The sequence below is a fragment of the Actinocatenispora rupis genome, assembly GCF_016861975.1.
GTDB classification, from domain to species: Bacteria; Actinomycetota; Actinomycetes; order Mycobacteriales; family Micromonosporaceae; genus Actinocatenispora; species Actinocatenispora rupis.
This window is the reverse complement of sequence record NZ_BOMB01000016.1, coordinates 47,312-64,291: the sequence shown is the minus strand read 5'-3', so window position 1 is coordinate 64,291 and position 16,980 is coordinate 47,312. Positions and strand designations below refer to the sequence as shown.

Here is a 16,980-nt window from a genome sequence, read left to right as displayed (position 1 = left end):
CCCGGTGTGACGATGGCCGGATGGTGACCTTGCGGCAGACCCGGCCGACCGACCTCGACCACTTCTTCGCCTTCCAGCGTGACCCGGAGGCCGTGCGGATGGCCGCGTTCACCGCGGCCGATCCGGACGACCGGGCCGCGTTCGACGCGCACTGGGCGCGGAACACGGCGAACCCGACCGTGTTCCAGCGCACGATCACGGTGGACGACACCGTCGTCGGCAGCATCGCCACGTTCGAGATGGACGGCGACACCGAGGTGACGTACTGGGTGGACCGCGCCTGGTGGGGCAAGGGCGTGGCGACCGCCGCGCTGGGGCTGCTGCTGGCGGAGGTGTCGACCCGGCCGATCGCGGCCCGGGTCGCCAAGGGCAACCCGGGCTCGCTGCGGGTGTTGGAGCGCAACGGTTTCCGCGTCGTCGGCGAGGACTCCGGCTTCGCGAACGGCCGCGGCGAGGTGACCGGGGAATACGTGCTGCGATTGGACTGACCCCGGCGGCGCGCGCCGGGGTCGGTCGGTCAGCCGTACGCCTCCAGTTCGACGACCCGGCTGTACCCGTGGTCGTTGGTGTCGGTGATGGACAGCCGCAGCGCGGTCGTCGACACCGGATCGAACCGGGACTCGACCCGCCCGGCCGTGTTGCCGCGCACCGACGCCACGGTCCGCCAGCCGGCCCCGTCGGCGACCTGCACGTCGTAGTCGCGCAGCCCGGTCGCCGACGCCGGATACCGGTCGCTGTCCAGGGTGTACATGACGGCCCGGCTCAGCGTCACCGGATGCGTCCACCGCGCGGTCAGCGTGTCCGGGAACTGCTTGCTCGTCCCGTCGTTCCACCCGCCGACCCCGTTGTGCCAGTACGCGGAGTCGGTGTTGCCGTCGTTGGTGAAGAACGCGGCCGATCCGTTGTGGTCGCTGGACGACTCCATCGTCGCAACCCGCGCCCAGTTCTCCGTGCCGACGAGCGTCGCCGTCCCGGTGGTACCGGCCGCGGCGAGCGACACGGTGCCGTCGGCCCTGTCACCGGTACGGGTCAGCGACACGGTCACCGGCACCGTCCGATGTGGACCGATCGTCAGCCGGGACGCGGACGCCCGCGCGGTGAAGCCGGCGCTCGCGGCGACGCGCGGCGTGACCGACACCGTACGGTCGCCGAGGTTGTGCACCTCGAACGTGGCGCTGATCGGCTCGTCGCCGAGTACCGGGACCGTGGCGCGCGGGGCGTTGACGAGTACCTGGACGTCCCGGGGTCGGGGCGCGGCGGTCCGGGTCGTCGCCGTGAAATCCCAGTCCCCCGAACCGATCCGGTACCCGCCGTCGACGCGCTGCGCGCCGTCCGGGGCGCGCACCGCGGTGGTACCGGGCGGCGGCACGACGGTCGCGGTGACCCCGACCGGCACCCGTACGGACAGGGTCAGGGTGTGCCCGGTCCACCGCCACGACACGGCCGCCTCGCCGTACGGGGTGCGGTAGCTGCCGCGGACCTGCCACAGGTCGCCGACCGGTACCGGTGCCACCCGCAGCTCGCGGAAGCCGACCGCGCCGGGCGCGGCGGTGAGCCCGACGAGCCGGCTGGTGAACCAGTCCTCGATGGCGCCGATCATCCAGTGGTTCTGCGACCCGTACGCGGTGGGTCCGTCCCAGTACTCGGTGAGCGTGGTGGCGCCCTTGACGAGCTGGTAGCCGTAGCTCGGGTCGCCGGTGGCGGCGAGCACGTCCCACACCACGTCGTCCCGGCCGCCCGCGGCGAGTACCCGGAAGACGGCAGGCAGAGCGATCTCGCCGACGGTCAGATGGTTGCCGTAGCGCCGGATCCCGGCGACCAGGTGGTCGAGCACCGCGTCCCGCTCAGCGGCCGGGACGACCCCGGCGTCGAGCGCGAACGCGTCCGCGGCCTGCGTCCCGTTCGCGTACGTGTGGTTCGCCGGGTCCGCGTACCTGCCGTTGAACGCGGCGCGCACGTCCGCGGCGAGCGCCTCGTACGGTGCCGGGTCGTGGCCGAGCACCCGCGCCACCTCGGCGACGCCCGCCGCGGTCCGCAGGTACCCGTAGCTCGCCGCGACGCCGATCGGCGTGTTCTGGCCGAGTTCGCCCCAGTCGCCGAGCCCGTAGTCGAGCAGGTTCCCCGATGCCTTTCCCGTCAGGTACGCCAGATAGCGCGTCATCGCGGTCCAGTTGTCGGCGAGCACCCGCTCGTCGCCGTACGCCCGGTAGGTGGCGAGCGCGGCGTGCACGATCGCCGACCCCCAGTTCGGCTCGTCGTGCGAGCCGCCGCTGAAGTGCGCGTACTGCGGGGCGATGTCCGGCACCAGCCCGCTCGGTTCCTGCGCCTCGGCGACGGTACGCAGGAACTGGCGGAAGTACGCCGCGATGTCGAAGTTCCGGCTGAGGGTGGTGAAGTTGAGGTGGGTCTCCTCCAGCCAGCCGAGCTTCTCCCGGTCGGGGCAGTCGGTCGGCACGCTGAACATGTTGCCGCGCACCGACGCGACGACCAGGTCGTGCACGCCGTCGACGAGCCCGCTGGAGGTGGCGAGGTCGCCGGCGGGCGCGTTCGCGGTGTGCAGCACGTGCGCGCGGACCGTGGACCGGTCCGGTTCGGACGGCAGTCCGGTGACCTCCAGGTAGCGCATCCCGTGGTAGCAGAAGCGCGGATGCCACACCTCGGTGCCGCGCCCGGCCAGCGTGTAGCGGTCCATGATGGGCGGCGAGGTCGCGCCGCCGGCGATCATCGTGCCCTGGTCGACCAGGCCGTCGGCGCTCAGCCGCTCGCCCGGCCGCACCGTCACCGTCGTACCGGCGGGGCCGGCGACGTGCAGTTCCTCCCAGCCGACCACGTTCGCGCCGAGGTCGAAGACGTACGTGCCGGGCTTCGGGCGGGTGATCGCCACCGTGTCCACTGTGGACTGGCGGGTCACCGGCGGGAACATCCGGCCGGACAGCGTCGTACCGGCGGCCGGCGGGCCGGTCACCACCGCGGCGGTCCAGCCGGACAGGTCCGCACCCGGCCGGTCCCAGCCGACCCGGTCGCGGCGCGCGTCGAAGTCCTCCCCGCCGTACCAGGTGGTGAACGTGGTCGGGCCGAGCGTGGTGCGCCAGGCGCCGTCCGAGACGATGCGTTCGCCGTCGATCTCCAGCTGTACCAACAGTTTCGGCGGCCCCTGCACCCCCACGTACTTCCGGTACCGGTCCGGCGTGTCCGGCACGTTGAACGTGCCGTTGCCGAGCCGTACCGCGAGGGTGTTGGCGCCGTCGGCGAGCAGGTCGGTGACGTCGTGGCAGGCGTACACGACGCGCTGGGCGTAGTCGGTGTTCGGCGGCTCCAGGACGGCGTCGGTCACGTCGTGGCCGTTGAGCGTCGCGTGGTAGATGCCGACACCGGTGACGTAGAGCCGGGCCCGGCGTACGCCACGGGCGGTGAACTGGCGGGCGAACAGCGGCAGCGGCACCGTGTTCGGCGCGGACAGCCAGTCGGGATGGGTGATCCAGCGCGCGGACCAGTCCGCCGGGTCGAGCAGCCCCATCTCGAACCGGGCCGGCGCGCTCCACGGCGTCGCACGCCCGGCCGCGTCGTACGCCCGGACCTGCCACCAGACCTCGTCCCGCGAGCCGGGTTCCGGCCCACCGTAAGGGATCTGGGTATTCTCCGCCGAAGCTACCCGCCCGCTGTCCCACAGGTCCGGTGTGGACAGTCCCGCTTCCGTACGGGCGGCGCGGATCCGGTAGCCGGTCTGCCGCTCGCTGGTGCCGCCGTCGGTCAGGTACCAGGACAGCCGGGGCGCGGTGTCGTCGATGCCGAGCGGGTCGGTCAGCCCGTCGGTACGCAGTCCGGTCACGCGCAGCGCGCCGTCACCCGGCGCCGCCGCGGCCGGAACCGGGATCCCCGCCGCGAGCGCGGCCGACCCGACGGCGATCCCGGTCAGCGCGGTCCGTCGCTTCACGCGCGGCCCCCCTCGGCGACCTGCTCCGCGGTGACCGGGCCGGACTGGCCGGCGCTGCGCCAGCCGCGGGACACCTCGATCTCCTCCAGCGTCTTGCCCGCCGTACGCGGGCCGAACACGACGCCGATCACGCCGCTGACCGCCTGGAGCAGTACGAGGATCAGGGCCAGGTAACGGAATCCGGCGTGGTGGGTGATGAGCGGGACGAAGAAGCTCCAGATGCCGAGCCCGATGCGCACCACGGCGAACGTGAAGCCCTGCGCGGTGGACCGCAGGATCGTCGGGAACAGCTCACCCGACCACAGCTGGAAGAAGTGCTGCTGCCCGAAGCCCGACCCGAACCCGATCAGGATCACGTACGCCAGCGCCACCGGCAGGTTCAGTGGCAGTACCACGAACAGTCCCATGCCGAGGAACTGGAGCACGACGCTGATGCCGAGCAGGACGCGGCGGTTGACCCGGTCGTTGAGCGGCATGTACACGATGAGCGTGCCGACCACGGTGAGCAGGAAGCTGACGCACTGCAACCCGACGCTGGCCGCCTGGCTCTGCGCGCCGAACGTGGACAGCAGGTACGGGAAGTAGAAGCCGTTGGTACCGGCGAACAGGTTCCACACGCCGTACATGCCGATGCAGAACAGCAGTGCGGTCGCGCCCCGGCGGGTGAACAGCGCGGCGATCCGTGCCGCCGTCGTGCCCGCCACCTGCCCGGTACGCCGGGCCTCGGTCGCGGTGGCCTCCTTCCAGCGGCTGGATTCGCTCACCCCCTTGCGGAGTATCCACGTCACCAGCGCCACGACGAGCAGGTGCACGAAGACCAGTCGTACGCCGAGCATTCCCAAGGGCGCCAAGGCAAGTGACAGCAGCAGCGTCACCACCGGACCGAGGTTCCAGAGCACCTGGGCGAGTCCACCCATCCGGCCCCGGTTCTTCGCCGGTGCCAGCTCCGTGATCAGCGTCCACGACGCCGGCACGTCCGCGCCGACCGCCAGGCCGCACAGGATGTAGCCGACGAACAGCATCCACGAGTTCACCGAACAGATCAGCCACAGGATGCCGAACGCGTAGAGCAGCAGGTCCCAGGTGTAGATCTTCTTGCGGCCGAACCGGTCGCAGATCCAGCCACCGATCAGCGCGCCCACGCCGGCCGAGATCGCGTTGGAACTGAACGCGCCCAGCAACCCGACCGTACTGTCGGTCAGCCCGAACTTCTTGCTCCACAGCGCGAGCCCGACCGAACCGGCGACGATCGAGCCGGCGTCGATGTAGCTGGCCATGCCGGCCACGGCGGTCCACTTCCAGTGCCGGCGCCGGGTCGCCCGGTCGTCGGCCTCCTCGGGTGCAGCCACGTGCGGGTCAGTCATCCGCGTCTCCTTGGGTCCGGCCGTCACCGGCGTCGTGGGAGGTGCCGGGGCCGCCGAGCAGCCGGACCGGGCCGTACAGACCCGATCGGCACTGGCCGGCGAAGACCCCGGGGGTGGGCGACGCGTCCGCCAGGTACGGCGCGAGGGTGTTGCGGACCGTCACCCGCAGGTCGTTCGGTCCGGGCCGGAGGCACCCGTCGACCCGGATCCGGTACGGCGACCAGAGCAGCTCGCCCACCGGCCTGCCGTTGATCCGTACCTCGGCGGTGCCGCGGACGGCGCCGAGGTCGAGCCACACCGGACCGGGTACGGCCGGCGCGTCGATCGTCTGTGCATAGTGGACGGTGCCGGAGAAGCCGGACAGCCCGTGCTCGGACCAGTCACCGAGCCCGATCCGCCCCGTCCCCGTCTCGTACTCCACCGGCCCGGTGAACACCGCGCCGCCGCGTCGCCCGTCGGCCGGGGTCACCGCGAGCAGGCAGCTACGCGCGCCCGGCGGTACCGGAACCGGTTGCGTAGCAACGGTTTCTCCGTCGCCGGTGGCGGGTGGCTCGGCGCGGTCCCACCACACCGATGCGGCACCGGCGACCGGTACCCGCATGGCTGTGGCGCCGGGCGGCAGATCGTACCGGAACCACTGCACGCCGGGAGGCGTCCCGTCCGGCAGCGGTACGACGGGCAGCACGCTGCCGTCGTCGACCGCGGGATCCAGCCAGGCGGCCCCCGGCAGCGGATGCGGCCGCGGCGTACGGCAGGCCCAGCGCGGGTCGAGCCACTGTTCGCGGCGCAGCCGTACGGTGTCGTCCGTCCACTTCGGACCGGACACCACCGGTACGGTGCCGGTCGCGGTCACCACCGCGCCGTCGACCCACAGGGCGGGCGTCCCGGTGTCCGCGAACTCCACGGTCAGCTCGTTGTCCCCGGGCCGCACCAACCCCGTCACGTCGTACGGCAGGACCCGGACGGCACGGTTCTGCGCGTACGGGTCGAACCCGCCCTGCCGGCCCAGATCGGCTCCGTTGAGCCGGATCGTGGCCGCCCCCTCGGTACCGATCTGCACCTCGCCCGCGGTCGCCGGCCCGTCCAGCCGGAAGCGGTGGGTGACCCGCAGCGGACCGGCGCCGGTCAGCCACTCCGGCCGTACCAACCGCTCCGGCTGCCGGGTCAGCGCCCACCAGCAGCGCACCGGGCCGTCCACATCGGACCGGATCCGTACCTCCAGGGTGTTGTACCCGGATCGGGCGGAGACCGGCTGCACGGTGAGGTAGCCGTCGCCGGCGGGTGGCAGCACGGTGCCGTTGAGCCGGATCTCGCGGTGCCCCGGCGCGCCGGCCGCCAGGTGCAGGTCCGCGAGGTCGTCGGCGCCGAGCCGGAACCCGGTCCGTACCGCGACCCAGTCGCCCGCCGAGCCGTCGACGTGCACGAACTCCTCAGGTACGTATCCCTTGGGCCCCAACGTTTCCCGGTGCAGCGGATCGTGCGCGACGCCGCGGGACAGCGAGTACTCCCAGTCGCGCCACCCCGCCGTCGGCAGCTCGTCCGCGGTTGCGCACGGTCCGGCGACCTGGGCGTACCGGCCGAAGGTGGCGACCACCGGCACCCACCCGTCCCCGGTACGGTGCTCGAACCGCCACGTCTGCACCGGTACCGGCGCCGTACCGGGACCGAGGTCGCCCCACGTGTTGTCCAGGGTGCACTCGACCCGGGCGGACCAGTCGTCGGGCAGCGTCGCCAGTACCGTGGCCGGGTCGTCCGGTTCGGGGTCCGTCTCGCCCGGCTCGGCCCGGAACACCACGAACACCGCCGGCCCGTACCGCAACGGCACGTGCACGGTGCCGTCGGCGCGCACCGACACCCGGTGCCGGGCACCGGTCGTCGGATCCCACACCTCCGCGTACGTGCCCCAGTCGCGCGGCACCCGCAGCGTCGTCACCCGGCCCGGCACCAGCGGCCGGAAGTCGTAGCCGCGCTCGGCCATCTCCCGCCAGTACCGGTCGAAGTCGAAGAACGTGTGCGCGTCGAAGAACACCCACTCGCCGTGCATCGGTTGTGCCGTACCGGTTTCGGCGTCGTGCGCGGTGACCAGGACGACCCGGTCACCGCCGAACCGGCGTACCAGAACGGGTTCGGGGGTCTGTACCAGCGGCGTCAGGTCGAGGTCGGCCGCGTCGACCACCGGGATCGTCCCGTCCGCCAGCGCGGCGGCGAACGCCTCCCAGCCGGCGCCGCCGGTCGGCAGGGCGCCGGTCGGCGCGCGACCGACGCACCGCACCACGCCACCGGCGGCGGACAGCGCGGCGAGCGCACCGGCCGTGTCGTCCGACAGCCACGCGCATCCCGGCACCAGCACCGTCCGGTACTCCTCGGCGGCGACGCGCAGCGCGCCGTCCGCGACCCGACCGGTCCGTACGGCGGTGTCGTCGATGACGTCGTAGTCGACGCCGGCGGCGGCCAGTACCCCGGGCGTCTCGCGCAGCCACGACATGGATCCGTTGAGCGCCAGGTACTCCCGCTGCGCGTCGTCGGCCGCGGCGAGCGTCCCGTCCAGCGCCAGCCCGGCCTGTACCGAGACGGTCGGGTAGAGCACCGCGACGTCGCACTCGTGCACGCCGGCCGACAGCACCCCGCACAGCCGCGCCACCACCTCCGCGAACCGCCGGTACTGCGGCCAGTACGGCTGGCGCCAGCAGGTCGACGGCGGCGCCCACTCCCACCAGCCGGCGCGGGTGGCGTAGTAGACGGCGTGCGGGTCGTACAGGGTGACGCCGGCGCGCAGCCACGGCAGCAGCCAGTCGAGCGTCTCCTCCAGCGTGCCGCCCCAGCCGCTGGAGTGGAACCCCTCCAACCACGCCCCCGACCGGGCGTACGCGTGCGACAGTCCACTGTGGACCTTCGCGTCGCCCATGTGGTCGCACCCCGGCACCGCGTACCACCGGCCCGCGCCCGGATAGTCCGCGTACAGCTCCGTCGAGCCGACCGGTTCGCCGACCCGGGCCGGATGCTGCTGGTCGTACCCGCAGCGCATGCCGTGCCGCTCGTGCCACTCGTACAGGGGGCGGAAGAACGCCTCCTCGGCCAGTTCGGCGCGGGTACGGTGGTAGTCGTACCGGACGCGTTCGCCGCCGGCGCCGGTGTCGCACCACAGCGCGGCGAGCGCCACGCCGGTCAGCGGATAGCCGCGCCGCCGCGCGAACTCGTCGGCGAACCGCGCGCTCCACGTCGGCATCGCCGGCAGCTCGTCCTGGAACGAGCCGACCAGCACCGACCCCAGCCACTCCCCCGCGTTCCGCTCGAACGCGCCGTGCACCCGGTCGCGCAGCGCCGCGCACGCCTCCGGGTGGTGGTAGTCGAACCCCCGCCGCACCGTGTACGCCAGCACCAGCGTGCCGTCAGCTTCCGTTGCGGTGCAAGCACTTCCGTCCACCACGGGCACCTCGACGGCGCCCTCGGCGTGCACCAGTGCGGCGGCCACCGGCGTACCGTCGGGCGGGCACGTCACCCGCAGCGGGCCGCTCCCGCGGGCCACCACGCGCCGCAGGTCCCAGCCGGCGTACCCCGGGCGCGCGCTGGCGAGTTCGGCCTGGAAGTTGGCGCCGGAGAAGCCGAGCTGGTCGTAGAACCAGAGGCGGAAGCCGATCCGGTCGGCCTCGGCGCACACCGCGCGGAAGATCTCCCACCACGCGGCGCTGAGGAACGGCGGGTCGTCGGCGAGCGAGCCGTGCAGCGGGCCGGACGGCGCGAGGTTGAGCACCACCGCCGCGCGTACGCCGCCGTCGGCCAGCCGCCGCAGCTGGTCGCACAACCGCTCGACGTCGAGCCGGTCGCCGGACCACCACCAGATCGGTACCGGTCCGTACGCCGGGTCCGGCTCGGCGAACGCCCGTTCCGCCGCATGTACCCACGTCATGCCGGCTCCCGTCAGGAATGTGACGGTTCTGTTTCGGGGGGAAACGTAGTAGCGTCCCGGGCGTCGGTTCAAGAGTCGGAAAGAAAGTTCATGAACGTGAACGCTCCACCGAGCGACGCGGTCAAGTCGGCGCGGCGCGCCCTGGCCATCCTGGAGCTGCTCACCGAGCAGGAGCAACCGCTCGGCTTCACCGAGCTGGCCGACCGGCTCGGCTACCCCAAGTCCAGCCTGCACGGCCTGCTGCGCACCCTCGTCGACAGCGGCTGGGCGCACCTCGACGACCGCACCCGGCGGTACTCGCTGGGCATCCGTACGCTGTCCGCCGGCAACGCGTACGGGCGGACGCTCGGGCTCGCCGACCGCGCCCTGCCGCACATGCGCGCCATCCGCGACGAGCTGAACGAGACGGTCCAGCTCGCCGTACTCGACGGCGTCGACAACGTGTACGTGGCGAAGGTCGACGGCCGGCAGGCGCTCGCGCTGGCGTCCGAGGTCGGCCGCCGGCTGCCCGCGCACACCACCGCGCTCGGCAAGGTCCTGCTCGCCGGCCTGCCGGATTCCGAACTGGCGCAACGGTTCCGCGGGGTCACGCTGGCCTCGTTCACCCCGCACACGGTCACCAACCTCGCCGACCTCGTCACCGTCCTCCGCCAGGTACGCCGCCGCGGGTACGGCGCGGACGGCGAGGAGTACACGGTGGGGGTGCGGTGCCTGGCGGTGCCGGTGCGGGACGGCAACGACCGGGTCGTCGCCGGCATGAGCGTGTCCGCGCCGACCATCCGGTTCCGCCGGCCGCTGCGGCAACGGGCGCTGGATCTGTTGCGGGAGGCCGGATCCGCGCTCTCCACCGAACTCGGCCACCGATCCGAGAGGTCCTGACCGGTCCTTCCACCGCGCGAAGAGGAGGCGGCGCCCGTGCCGCAGTACGAGGTGACGATGCTGTCGATGGGCCGCGGCGACGTGCCCGGCCCCGAGGCGTACTGGATGAGCCGGTGGGACGAGTGGGTGCCGCTGCGCTTCCAGGTGGCGCTGATCCGGGGCCACGGCGTCACCGCGCTCGTCAACACCGGCCCGGCCGCCGACATCGGCCCCATGAACGAGAAGTGGACCCAGGTGCTCGGCGAGCGCGCGGTACTGCGGCGCGAGCCGGGCGAGTTCGTCCTCGACCAGCTGTCCGCGCACGGTGTCACGCCCGACGAGGTGACGCACGTGCTGCTGACCCCGCTCCAGCTGTACACGGTCAGCAACGTGCCGGCGTTCCGGAACGCGGAGATCTGCCTGACCGAGCGGGGGTGGACGCACTTCCACACCACGCACGCGCACCCGCACGACGACCGCGCCACGTCGATCCCGGACGAGATCCTGGTCCACCTGGTCACCGACGCCTGGCCCCGGGTACGCCTGCTCGGCGACTCCGACACCGTCGCCCCGGGCCTGCGTACGTGGTGGAGCGGCGGGCACCACCGGGCGTCGATGGTCGTCGAGGTCGACACCGCCGCCGGCGTCGTCGCCCTGTCCGACACGTTCTTCCTGCGCGACAACGTCGACACCGACCACCCCATCGGCATCTCCGAGAACATGTACGAGTGCCTCGCCGCGCACGACCGCGTCCGCCGTACCGCCGACCACGTCGTCGGGCTGTACGACCCGGCCAACTTCGAGCGGTACCCGAACGGGAGGATCGCATGAGCGAGACGCAGCAGCCAGCACCGCCGCGTACGGTGCTGGTGACCGGTGCGGCGCGCGGGATCGGCCGCGCCACCGCCGTACGGTTCGGCGCCGAGGGCGCCCGGGTCGCGATCAACCACCCGCCCGGCGAGGCCGACCACGCGGAGGAGACCGCACGGCAGGTCCGCGCCGCCGGCGGCACGGCGTACCCGGTGGAGGCGGACGTCGCGGACCCGGCGGCGGTGACCCGGATGGCCGAGGCCGTGCACGCCGAGCTGGGCACCATCGACGTCCTCGTCAACAACGCCGGCATCTGCCCGTTCCGGGACTTCTTCGACATCGACGTGGAGACCTGGGACCGTACCCATCACGTGAACCTGCGCGGCGTCTTCCTCGTCACGCAGGCGTTCACCCGCCGGATGGTCGCCGACGGGCGCGGCGGCCGGGTCGTGTCGGTGTCGTCGATCTCGGCCTGGGTCGGCGGCGCGCAGCAGGTGCACTACTGCGCGACCAAGGCCGGTGTCAGCTCGCTGATGAAGAGCCTCGCCATCGTGCTCGCCCCGCACGGCATCACCTGCAACGCGGTACTGCCGGGCACGATCGAGACCGACATCAACCGCGCGGACCTGGCGCAGCCGGGCAAGCGGGAGATGTTCCAGCAGCGCATCCCCGTCGGCCGGACCGGGGTGCCCGAGGACATCGCCGGCGCCGTCTGGCTGCTGACCCGCCCCGAAGCCGGGTACGTCAACGGTGCGGAACTGCTCGTCGACGGCGGCATGTTCGTCAACCTTCAGTGAGGAGTACGTGTGCGCGCGCTGGTACTGGACGACTTCTGGGCGCTGTCGGTGCAGGACCGGCCCGACCCGGTGGCGGGGCCGGGTGAGGTGGTGCTGCGGATCGCGGCGACCGGGATCTGCGGCTCGGACCTGCACGGCTTCACCGGGGAGAACGGTCGGCGCCGTCCCGGGCAGGTGATGGGGCACGAGACGGTCGGCCGGGTCGAGTCCGTCGGCCCCGGCGTCGATCTCCCCCTCGGTACTCCCGCCACCGTGTACCCGGTGCTCGCGTGCGGCGCCTGCCCGGCGTGCGCCGCGGACCGGCCGCAGGTCTGTCCACATCGGACGGTGATCGGGGTGGATCCGGCCCGCAGCGCGGCATTCGCCGACCGGCTCGTACTCCCGGCCGCCAACGTCGTACCGCTGCCGGCGAGCCTGCCGATCGACCTCGGCGCGCTCGTCGAACCGCTCGCCGTCGGCTACCACGCGGCCCGCCGCGGCGACGTCACCCCCGACGACCGGGTACTCGTCGTCGGCGGCGGCCCCATCGGCCAGGCCGTCGTACTCGGCGCCCGGCGGCTCGGCGCGACCCGGATCGCCGTCTCCGAACCGGATCCGGACCGCCGCGCGTTGTGCACCGCGCTCGGCGCGTACGCGGTGGCGCCGGACGAACTGCCGGCCGCCGCGGCCGACGCGCTCGGTGGCCCACCGACCGTCGCGGTCGACGCCGTCGGGGTCGCCGGCACGCTCGCGGACGCGTTCGCCGCCACCCCACCGGGTTCCCGGGTCGTCCTCGTCGGCATGGGCGCGCCCCGGGTCGAGCTCTCCGCGTACGCGCTCAGCACCGACGAGCGCGCGCTGATCGGCAGCTTCTGCTACACCGCCGCCGAGTTCGCCGAGACGGCGGCCTGGGTGGGCACCGCGGCCGACGTGGTCGCCCCGCTCGTCACCGAACGGGTGCCGCTGAGCGCGGCGCCCGACGCGTTCACCGCGCTGGCCCGCGGGGAGAGTACGGCGAGCAAGATCCTGGTCCGGTTCGAGGAGGACGCCTGATGGCCCAGCCCACCGTCACCGACATCCGGGCGTACGTGCTGCGCGGCGGCGGCGCCGACTACCACGACCAGCAGGGTACGCACTGGATCGACGACCACATCGCCACGCCGATGTCCCGGTACCCGGAGTACCGGGAGTCGCGGCGCAGTTTCGGGCTCAACGTCCTCGGCACGCTCGTGGTGGTGGTCGAGGCGTCCGACGGCAGCACCGGGTTCGCGGTCACCACCGGCGGCGAGCCCGCCGCCTGGATCGTGGAACGCCACCTGTCCCGGTTCGTCCTCGGCGCCCCCGTCACCGCCCTCGAACGCATCTGGGACCAGATGTACTCCGCCACCCTCTTCTACGGCCGGAAAGGCTTGGTACTCAACGCGATCAGCGGCGTCGACCTCGCCCTCTGGGACCTCCTCGGCGCGGTACGCCAGGAGCCCGTGCACGAGATGATCGGCGGCGCGGTCCGCGACGAGCAACGGTTCTACGCCACCGGCGCCCGCCCCGACCTCGCCGTACGGATGGGGTTCCTCGGCGGGAAGCTGCCGCTGCACCACGGTCCCGCCGAGGGCGCCGAGGGCCTCGCCGCGAACCTCGCGCTGCTGGCCGACATGCGCGCCGCCGCCGGCCCCGACGCGTGGCTGGCGTACGACTGCTGGATGTCGCTGGACACCGACTACGCGCTGCGGCTCGCCCGGGGCGCCGCCGAACACGGGCTGCGCTGGATCGAGGAACCGCTCCCGCCGGACGACTACTGGGGGTACCAGAAGCTGCGGAAGGCGCTGCCGCCCGGGACGCTGCTGACCACCGGCGAGCACGAGGCGACCCGCTGGGGCTTCCGGATGCTCGCCGAGATGGGCTGCGCGGACATCCTGCAACCCGACGTCGGCTGGTGCGGCGGCCTGTCCGAACTGCTGCGCATCACCGCGATCGCCGACGCGCACGGCCTGCTCGTCGTCCCGCACGGATCGAGCGTGTACTCGTACCACTTCGCGGTGACCCGGCACAACAGCCCGTTCTCCGAGTTCCTGATGATGGCGCCGGCCGCCGACGAGGTGGTGCCGATGTTCCACCCGCAGCTGCTCGACGAACCCGTACCGACGGACGGGCGGCTCTCGGTGTCCACATTGGACAAACCGGGGTTCGGGGTCAGGCTGGATCCCGGTCTTCCGCTGCACCGCCCGTACCCGCGCTGAGGCGGGTGGCCCGCAGGCTGGTCACCGTCACGACCGCCAGTACCGCGACGATGACCAGCAGGGACAGCCACGTCGGGATCTCCGGCACCGCCGGCCACACCGTGTGCAGGTAGTGCAGGACCAGCTTCGCCCCGATGAACGCGAGGATCACGGCCAGCCCGTAGTGCAGGTGCACCAGCCGCGCCAGCAACCCCACCAGCAGGAAGTACAGCGCGCGCAGGCCGAGCAGCGCGAACGCGTTCGCCGTGAACACCAGGTACGCGTTGTCGGTGATGCCGAAGATGGCCGGAATCGAGTCCAGCGCGAACACCAGGTCCACCGACAGGATCGTCCCCGCGACCAGCAGCAGCGGTGTCGCGAGCCGCCGCCCGTCCCGTCGTACGACCAGGCGGCCGTCACCGTAGTCCTCGGTGAGCGGCACGAACCGGCGCATCAGCCGTACCGACCGGAACCGGGACACCTCCGGCTGCTCCGTCTGCGGCCGCACCAGCTTCACCGCGGTGTAGATCAGGAACGCGCCGAACACCACGAACGCCACCGCGAACCGGCTCACCACCGCCGCGCCCACCGCGATGAACACCGCGCGCATCACCAGCGCGCCGACCACCCCGATCAGCAACACCCGCTGCTGGTACTGCTTCGGCACCGCGAACCGGCCCAGGATCAGCGCGAAGATGAACAGGTTGTCCACCGACAGGCTCTTCTCGACCAGATAGCCCGCGAAGTACTCGGTGCCCGCCTCGCGCCCACCGAACACCAGCACCCCGACACCGAACGCCACGGCAACCGCCACGTACACGACGGACCAGGTGAGGGCCTCCCGGAAGCCGACCTCGTGCGGGGTGCGCGCGTGCCGCACGTCCACGGCGACGAGCACGACGATTCCGGCGACGGTGGCGAGCCATACCCATACCGGAACCGCCATGCATCCCCCCTCGCCCGCGCGACAGACCGGCTACGCGTCGAGTATGGCGGGGAAAGCTGACACGAACCTGGAGATCAGCCGGGCAGTCCCCCGTCGCGTCGCCGGCACGGCGGCCGCCCGTACGCCGGGCGCGGCGCCCGCACCGTCCGCCGCGTACTCCGGGTGCCGCACGCCATCCGCGCCGGAGTCCGCGGCGCCGGTACGGTCGGCGCCGGCTCGGGCTCCTCCGCCGACAGCTCCGCCCGCAACGCCCGCAACGTACGGGACAGGATGCCGGAGACGTGCGCCTGCGAGATGCCGAAGCGCTCCGCGATCTCCTGCTGCGTCAGCTCGTCCAGGAACCGCATCCGGATGATCGCCTGCTCCCGCCGCGGCAGCGTCGTCAACGCCTCGGCGAGCGCCAACCGGTCCACCACCGCGTCGATACCGGAGTCCGAGCCGGGCAACAGGTCGGACAGCGGCGTGTCACCCGGCGCCCCGTCCAACGACACCGCCATGTACGCCCGGAACGCCGCGACCGCGTGCCCCACCTGCTCCACCGGCTCGCCCACCGAGTCCGCCAGTTCCGGCACGCTCGGCGACCGCCCCAGCCGTACGCACAGGGCCTCCGCGGCGTGGTGGATGCGCAGCGCCAACTCCTGCAGGCGCCGCGGCGGGCGGACCGCCCAGGCCCGGTCCCGCAGGTACCGGCGCAGCTCCCCGGTGATCGTGGGCACCGCGTACGCGATGAACGCGCCGACGTGCGGCCGGTAGCCGTCCACCGACTTGATCAGCCCCGTCGCGGCCACCTGCCGCAGATCCTCCAACGGCACACCCAGCCCCCGGTACCGCCGGGCGAGCCGGTCGGCGAGCGGCAGCAACGACTCGATCACCTCGCCGCGCACCGCCGCGCGCTCGTGGTCCGGTGCGTCGGCGAGCCGCCGTACCCGGGCCGTCGACGGATCGTCGGTACCCGCCGCCCCGTCCGTACCGCATCGTTCCGCTTCCACGGTCATCAGGTCACCCACCGAATCCCCGTCGGCCTCACGCGCGGTGAGCGCCACCGCGCGTCGGGTCGGCGACTCGCGCCCGCGGCGCCGTGTGACGCCGTCCACCCTCGGTGTCCGGTACGCCGTCCGCGCGGGGGCCGGGCGCGGGCGGCATTCCTTGCACTGACTGCAAACTATCGAAACGGTGCAGTCGCTGCAAAGATATCGACGAATGTGATACCGCCCGCTCCCGTCCCGCTATCATGCCGGGCCCACCGACCGGTGGCGCCGCGGCGAGTTTGCGGTGGACCGCCGGTGACGGCCGCCCCACGGACATAGCATCCAAGACGACACTGGTCGCGGTGTTGTGAGGGGGCGCCATGGCGATGGTCCGGGGCCGTCGGGCACACCGCAAGCTGGCCACCCGGGACGCGCTGCAACGCGCGGCGCTGGAACTGGTGCGCAGCAACGGACCCGACGCGGTCACGGTCGAGGAGATCTGCGCCCGCGCGGGCGTGTCCCCGCGGACCTTCTTCAACTACTTCACCAGCAAGGAGGAGGCGATCATCGACTGGGACGCCGAGATCGACGCGTTCGTGACGACCGCGGTCGCCGAGCGCCCACCGGCCGAGTCCCCGGTACGCGCCATCCGCGCGGTCCTCGCCTCGGCCGTCGGCGACGCGATGGGCATGGACATGTGGCAGGACCGGATGGAACTGATCCGCGAACAGCCCGGCCTGATCGGCCGGTTCGTCGCCGTGATGGGCTCCGTCCAGCGGGCGCTCGCCGCCGGCGTGGCCCGCCGTACCGGCCTCGCCACCGACCACCTGTACGTGGCGGTCACCGCCGCCGCGTCCGTCGCCGCGATCCGTACCGCGATCCAGGCGTGGACCGACGCGCCGGACGGCACCGACCCGGCGCGGCTGATCGACGACGCCTTCGCGTACCTGGAGTCGGGGCTCGCGCCCCCCGCGCACTGACCGCTCGACAGGCCGACCTCGCGCGGTACGCGGTGCCAGCCGGCGGGCCTTGCGCCTGCGCGGTACGCGGCGTCCAGCCGGCGGACACGCGCCGCTCGCGCGGTACACGGTGCCCGGCCGGAAGTGTGGGCGCAGCCGGTCGGGAGGGCTGGGGTGGCGGCGCGGTGCACCGTTCGGCCGGCGGCGCCGGGGCAGCGTGGGTCGAGGCCGGCGTGGTGGCC

At 72.9% G+C, this 16,980-nt stretch carries 12 protein-coding genes; 7 read left to right on the top strand and 5 right to left on the bottom strand.

Annotation, left to right across the window (positions count from 1 at the left end; all coding sequences use genetic code 11):
• Positions 1-20: 20 nt before the first annotated feature.
• Positions 21-488, top strand: a complete 468-nt coding sequence (locus Aru02nite_RS14480; protein WP_203658024.1) for a GNAT family N-acetyltransferase — start codon at positions 21-23, stop codon at positions 486-488.
• A 29-nt stretch (positions 489-517) separates the two neighbouring features.
• Here the strand turns inward: Aru02nite_RS14480 and Aru02nite_RS14475 are convergent, their stop codons facing one another.
• The 3 genes from Aru02nite_RS14475 to Aru02nite_RS14465 are packed head-to-tail and all read right to left on the bottom strand — an operon-like array spanning position 518 to position 9,205.
• Positions 518-3,934 carry an alpha-L-rhamnosidase gene (locus Aru02nite_RS14475; protein WP_203658023.1) on the bottom strand — a complete coding sequence of 1,139 codons (3,417 nt, stop codon included), beginning with the start codon at positions 3,932-3,934 and terminating at the stop codon, positions 518-520.
• A complete protein-coding gene (locus tag Aru02nite_RS14470) occupies positions 3,931-5,298 on the bottom strand; it encodes an MFS transporter (RefSeq protein ID WP_203658022.1) in 1,368 nt (455 codons plus the stop codon). Before Aru02nite_RS14470 ends, Aru02nite_RS14475 begins: the two co-directional genes overlap by 4 nt.
• A complete protein-coding gene (locus tag Aru02nite_RS14465; RefSeq protein WP_203658021.1) occupies positions 5,291-9,205 on the bottom strand; it encodes a glycosylhydrolase-like jelly roll fold domain-containing protein in 3,915 nt (1,304 codons plus the stop codon). Before Aru02nite_RS14465 ends, Aru02nite_RS14470 begins: the two co-directional genes overlap by 8 nt.
• Before the next feature lie 90 nt (positions 9,206-9,295).
• Between Aru02nite_RS14465 and Aru02nite_RS14460 the strand changes: the two genes are divergently transcribed.
• Genes Aru02nite_RS14460 through rhmD form a run of 5 tightly spaced genes read left to right on the top strand, consistent with a single transcriptional unit; the run spans position 9,296 to position 13,886 of the window.
• Entirely contained in the window at positions 9,296-10,084 is a 789-nt protein-coding gene (locus Aru02nite_RS14460) for an IclR family transcriptional regulator (protein ID WP_203658020.1), read from the top strand.
• Positions 10,085-10,120: 36 nt separating this feature from the next.
• Entirely contained in the window at positions 10,121-10,894 is a 774-nt protein-coding gene (locus Aru02nite_RS14455; protein WP_203658019.1) for an MBL fold metallo-hydrolase, read from the top strand.
• Positions 10,891-11,670: an SDR family NAD(P)-dependent oxidoreductase gene (locus tag Aru02nite_RS14450; protein WP_203658018.1), complete on the top strand. Its 780-nt coding sequence runs from the start codon at positions 10,891-10,893 to the stop codon at positions 11,668-11,670. The genes Aru02nite_RS14455 and Aru02nite_RS14450 overlap by 4 nt, the downstream gene beginning before the upstream one ends.
• 9 nt (positions 11,671-11,679) lie before the next feature.
• The gene (locus tag Aru02nite_RS14445; RefSeq protein WP_203658017.1) at positions 11,680-12,702 is read left to right on the top strand and encodes a zinc-dependent alcohol dehydrogenase; all 1,023 of its coding nucleotides are present in this window, start codon (positions 11,680-11,682) and stop codon (positions 12,700-12,702) included.
• Entirely contained in the window at positions 12,702-13,886 is a 1,185-nt protein-coding gene (rhmD, locus tag Aru02nite_RS14440) for an L-rhamnonate dehydratase (protein ID WP_203658016.1), read from the top strand. Before Aru02nite_RS14445 ends, rhmD begins: the two co-directional genes overlap by 1 nt.
• Here rhmD and Aru02nite_RS14435 read toward each other — a convergent pair.
• Both Aru02nite_RS14435 and Aru02nite_RS14430 read right to left on the bottom strand, forming a co-directional pair.
• Complete coding sequence (locus Aru02nite_RS14435) at positions 13,840-14,811, bottom strand: TerC/Alx family metal homeostasis membrane protein (RefSeq protein WP_203658015.1); 972 nt, start codon at positions 14,809-14,811, stop codon at positions 13,840-13,842. The two genes, rhmD and Aru02nite_RS14435, sit on opposite strands and share 47 nt — an antisense overlap.
• A 74-nt stretch (positions 14,812-14,885) precedes the next feature.
• Entirely contained in the window at positions 14,886-15,806 is a 921-nt protein-coding gene (locus Aru02nite_RS14430) for a sigma-70 family RNA polymerase sigma factor (protein ID WP_203658014.1), read from the bottom strand.
• 353 nt (positions 15,807-16,159) lie between these two features.
• On the opposite strand from Aru02nite_RS14430, the gene Aru02nite_RS14425 reads away from it, so the two are divergent.
• Entirely contained in the window at positions 16,160-16,759 is a 600-nt protein-coding gene (locus Aru02nite_RS14425) for a TetR/AcrR family transcriptional regulator (protein ID WP_203658013.1), read from the top strand.
• Positions 16,760-16,980 lie beyond the last annotated feature (221 nt).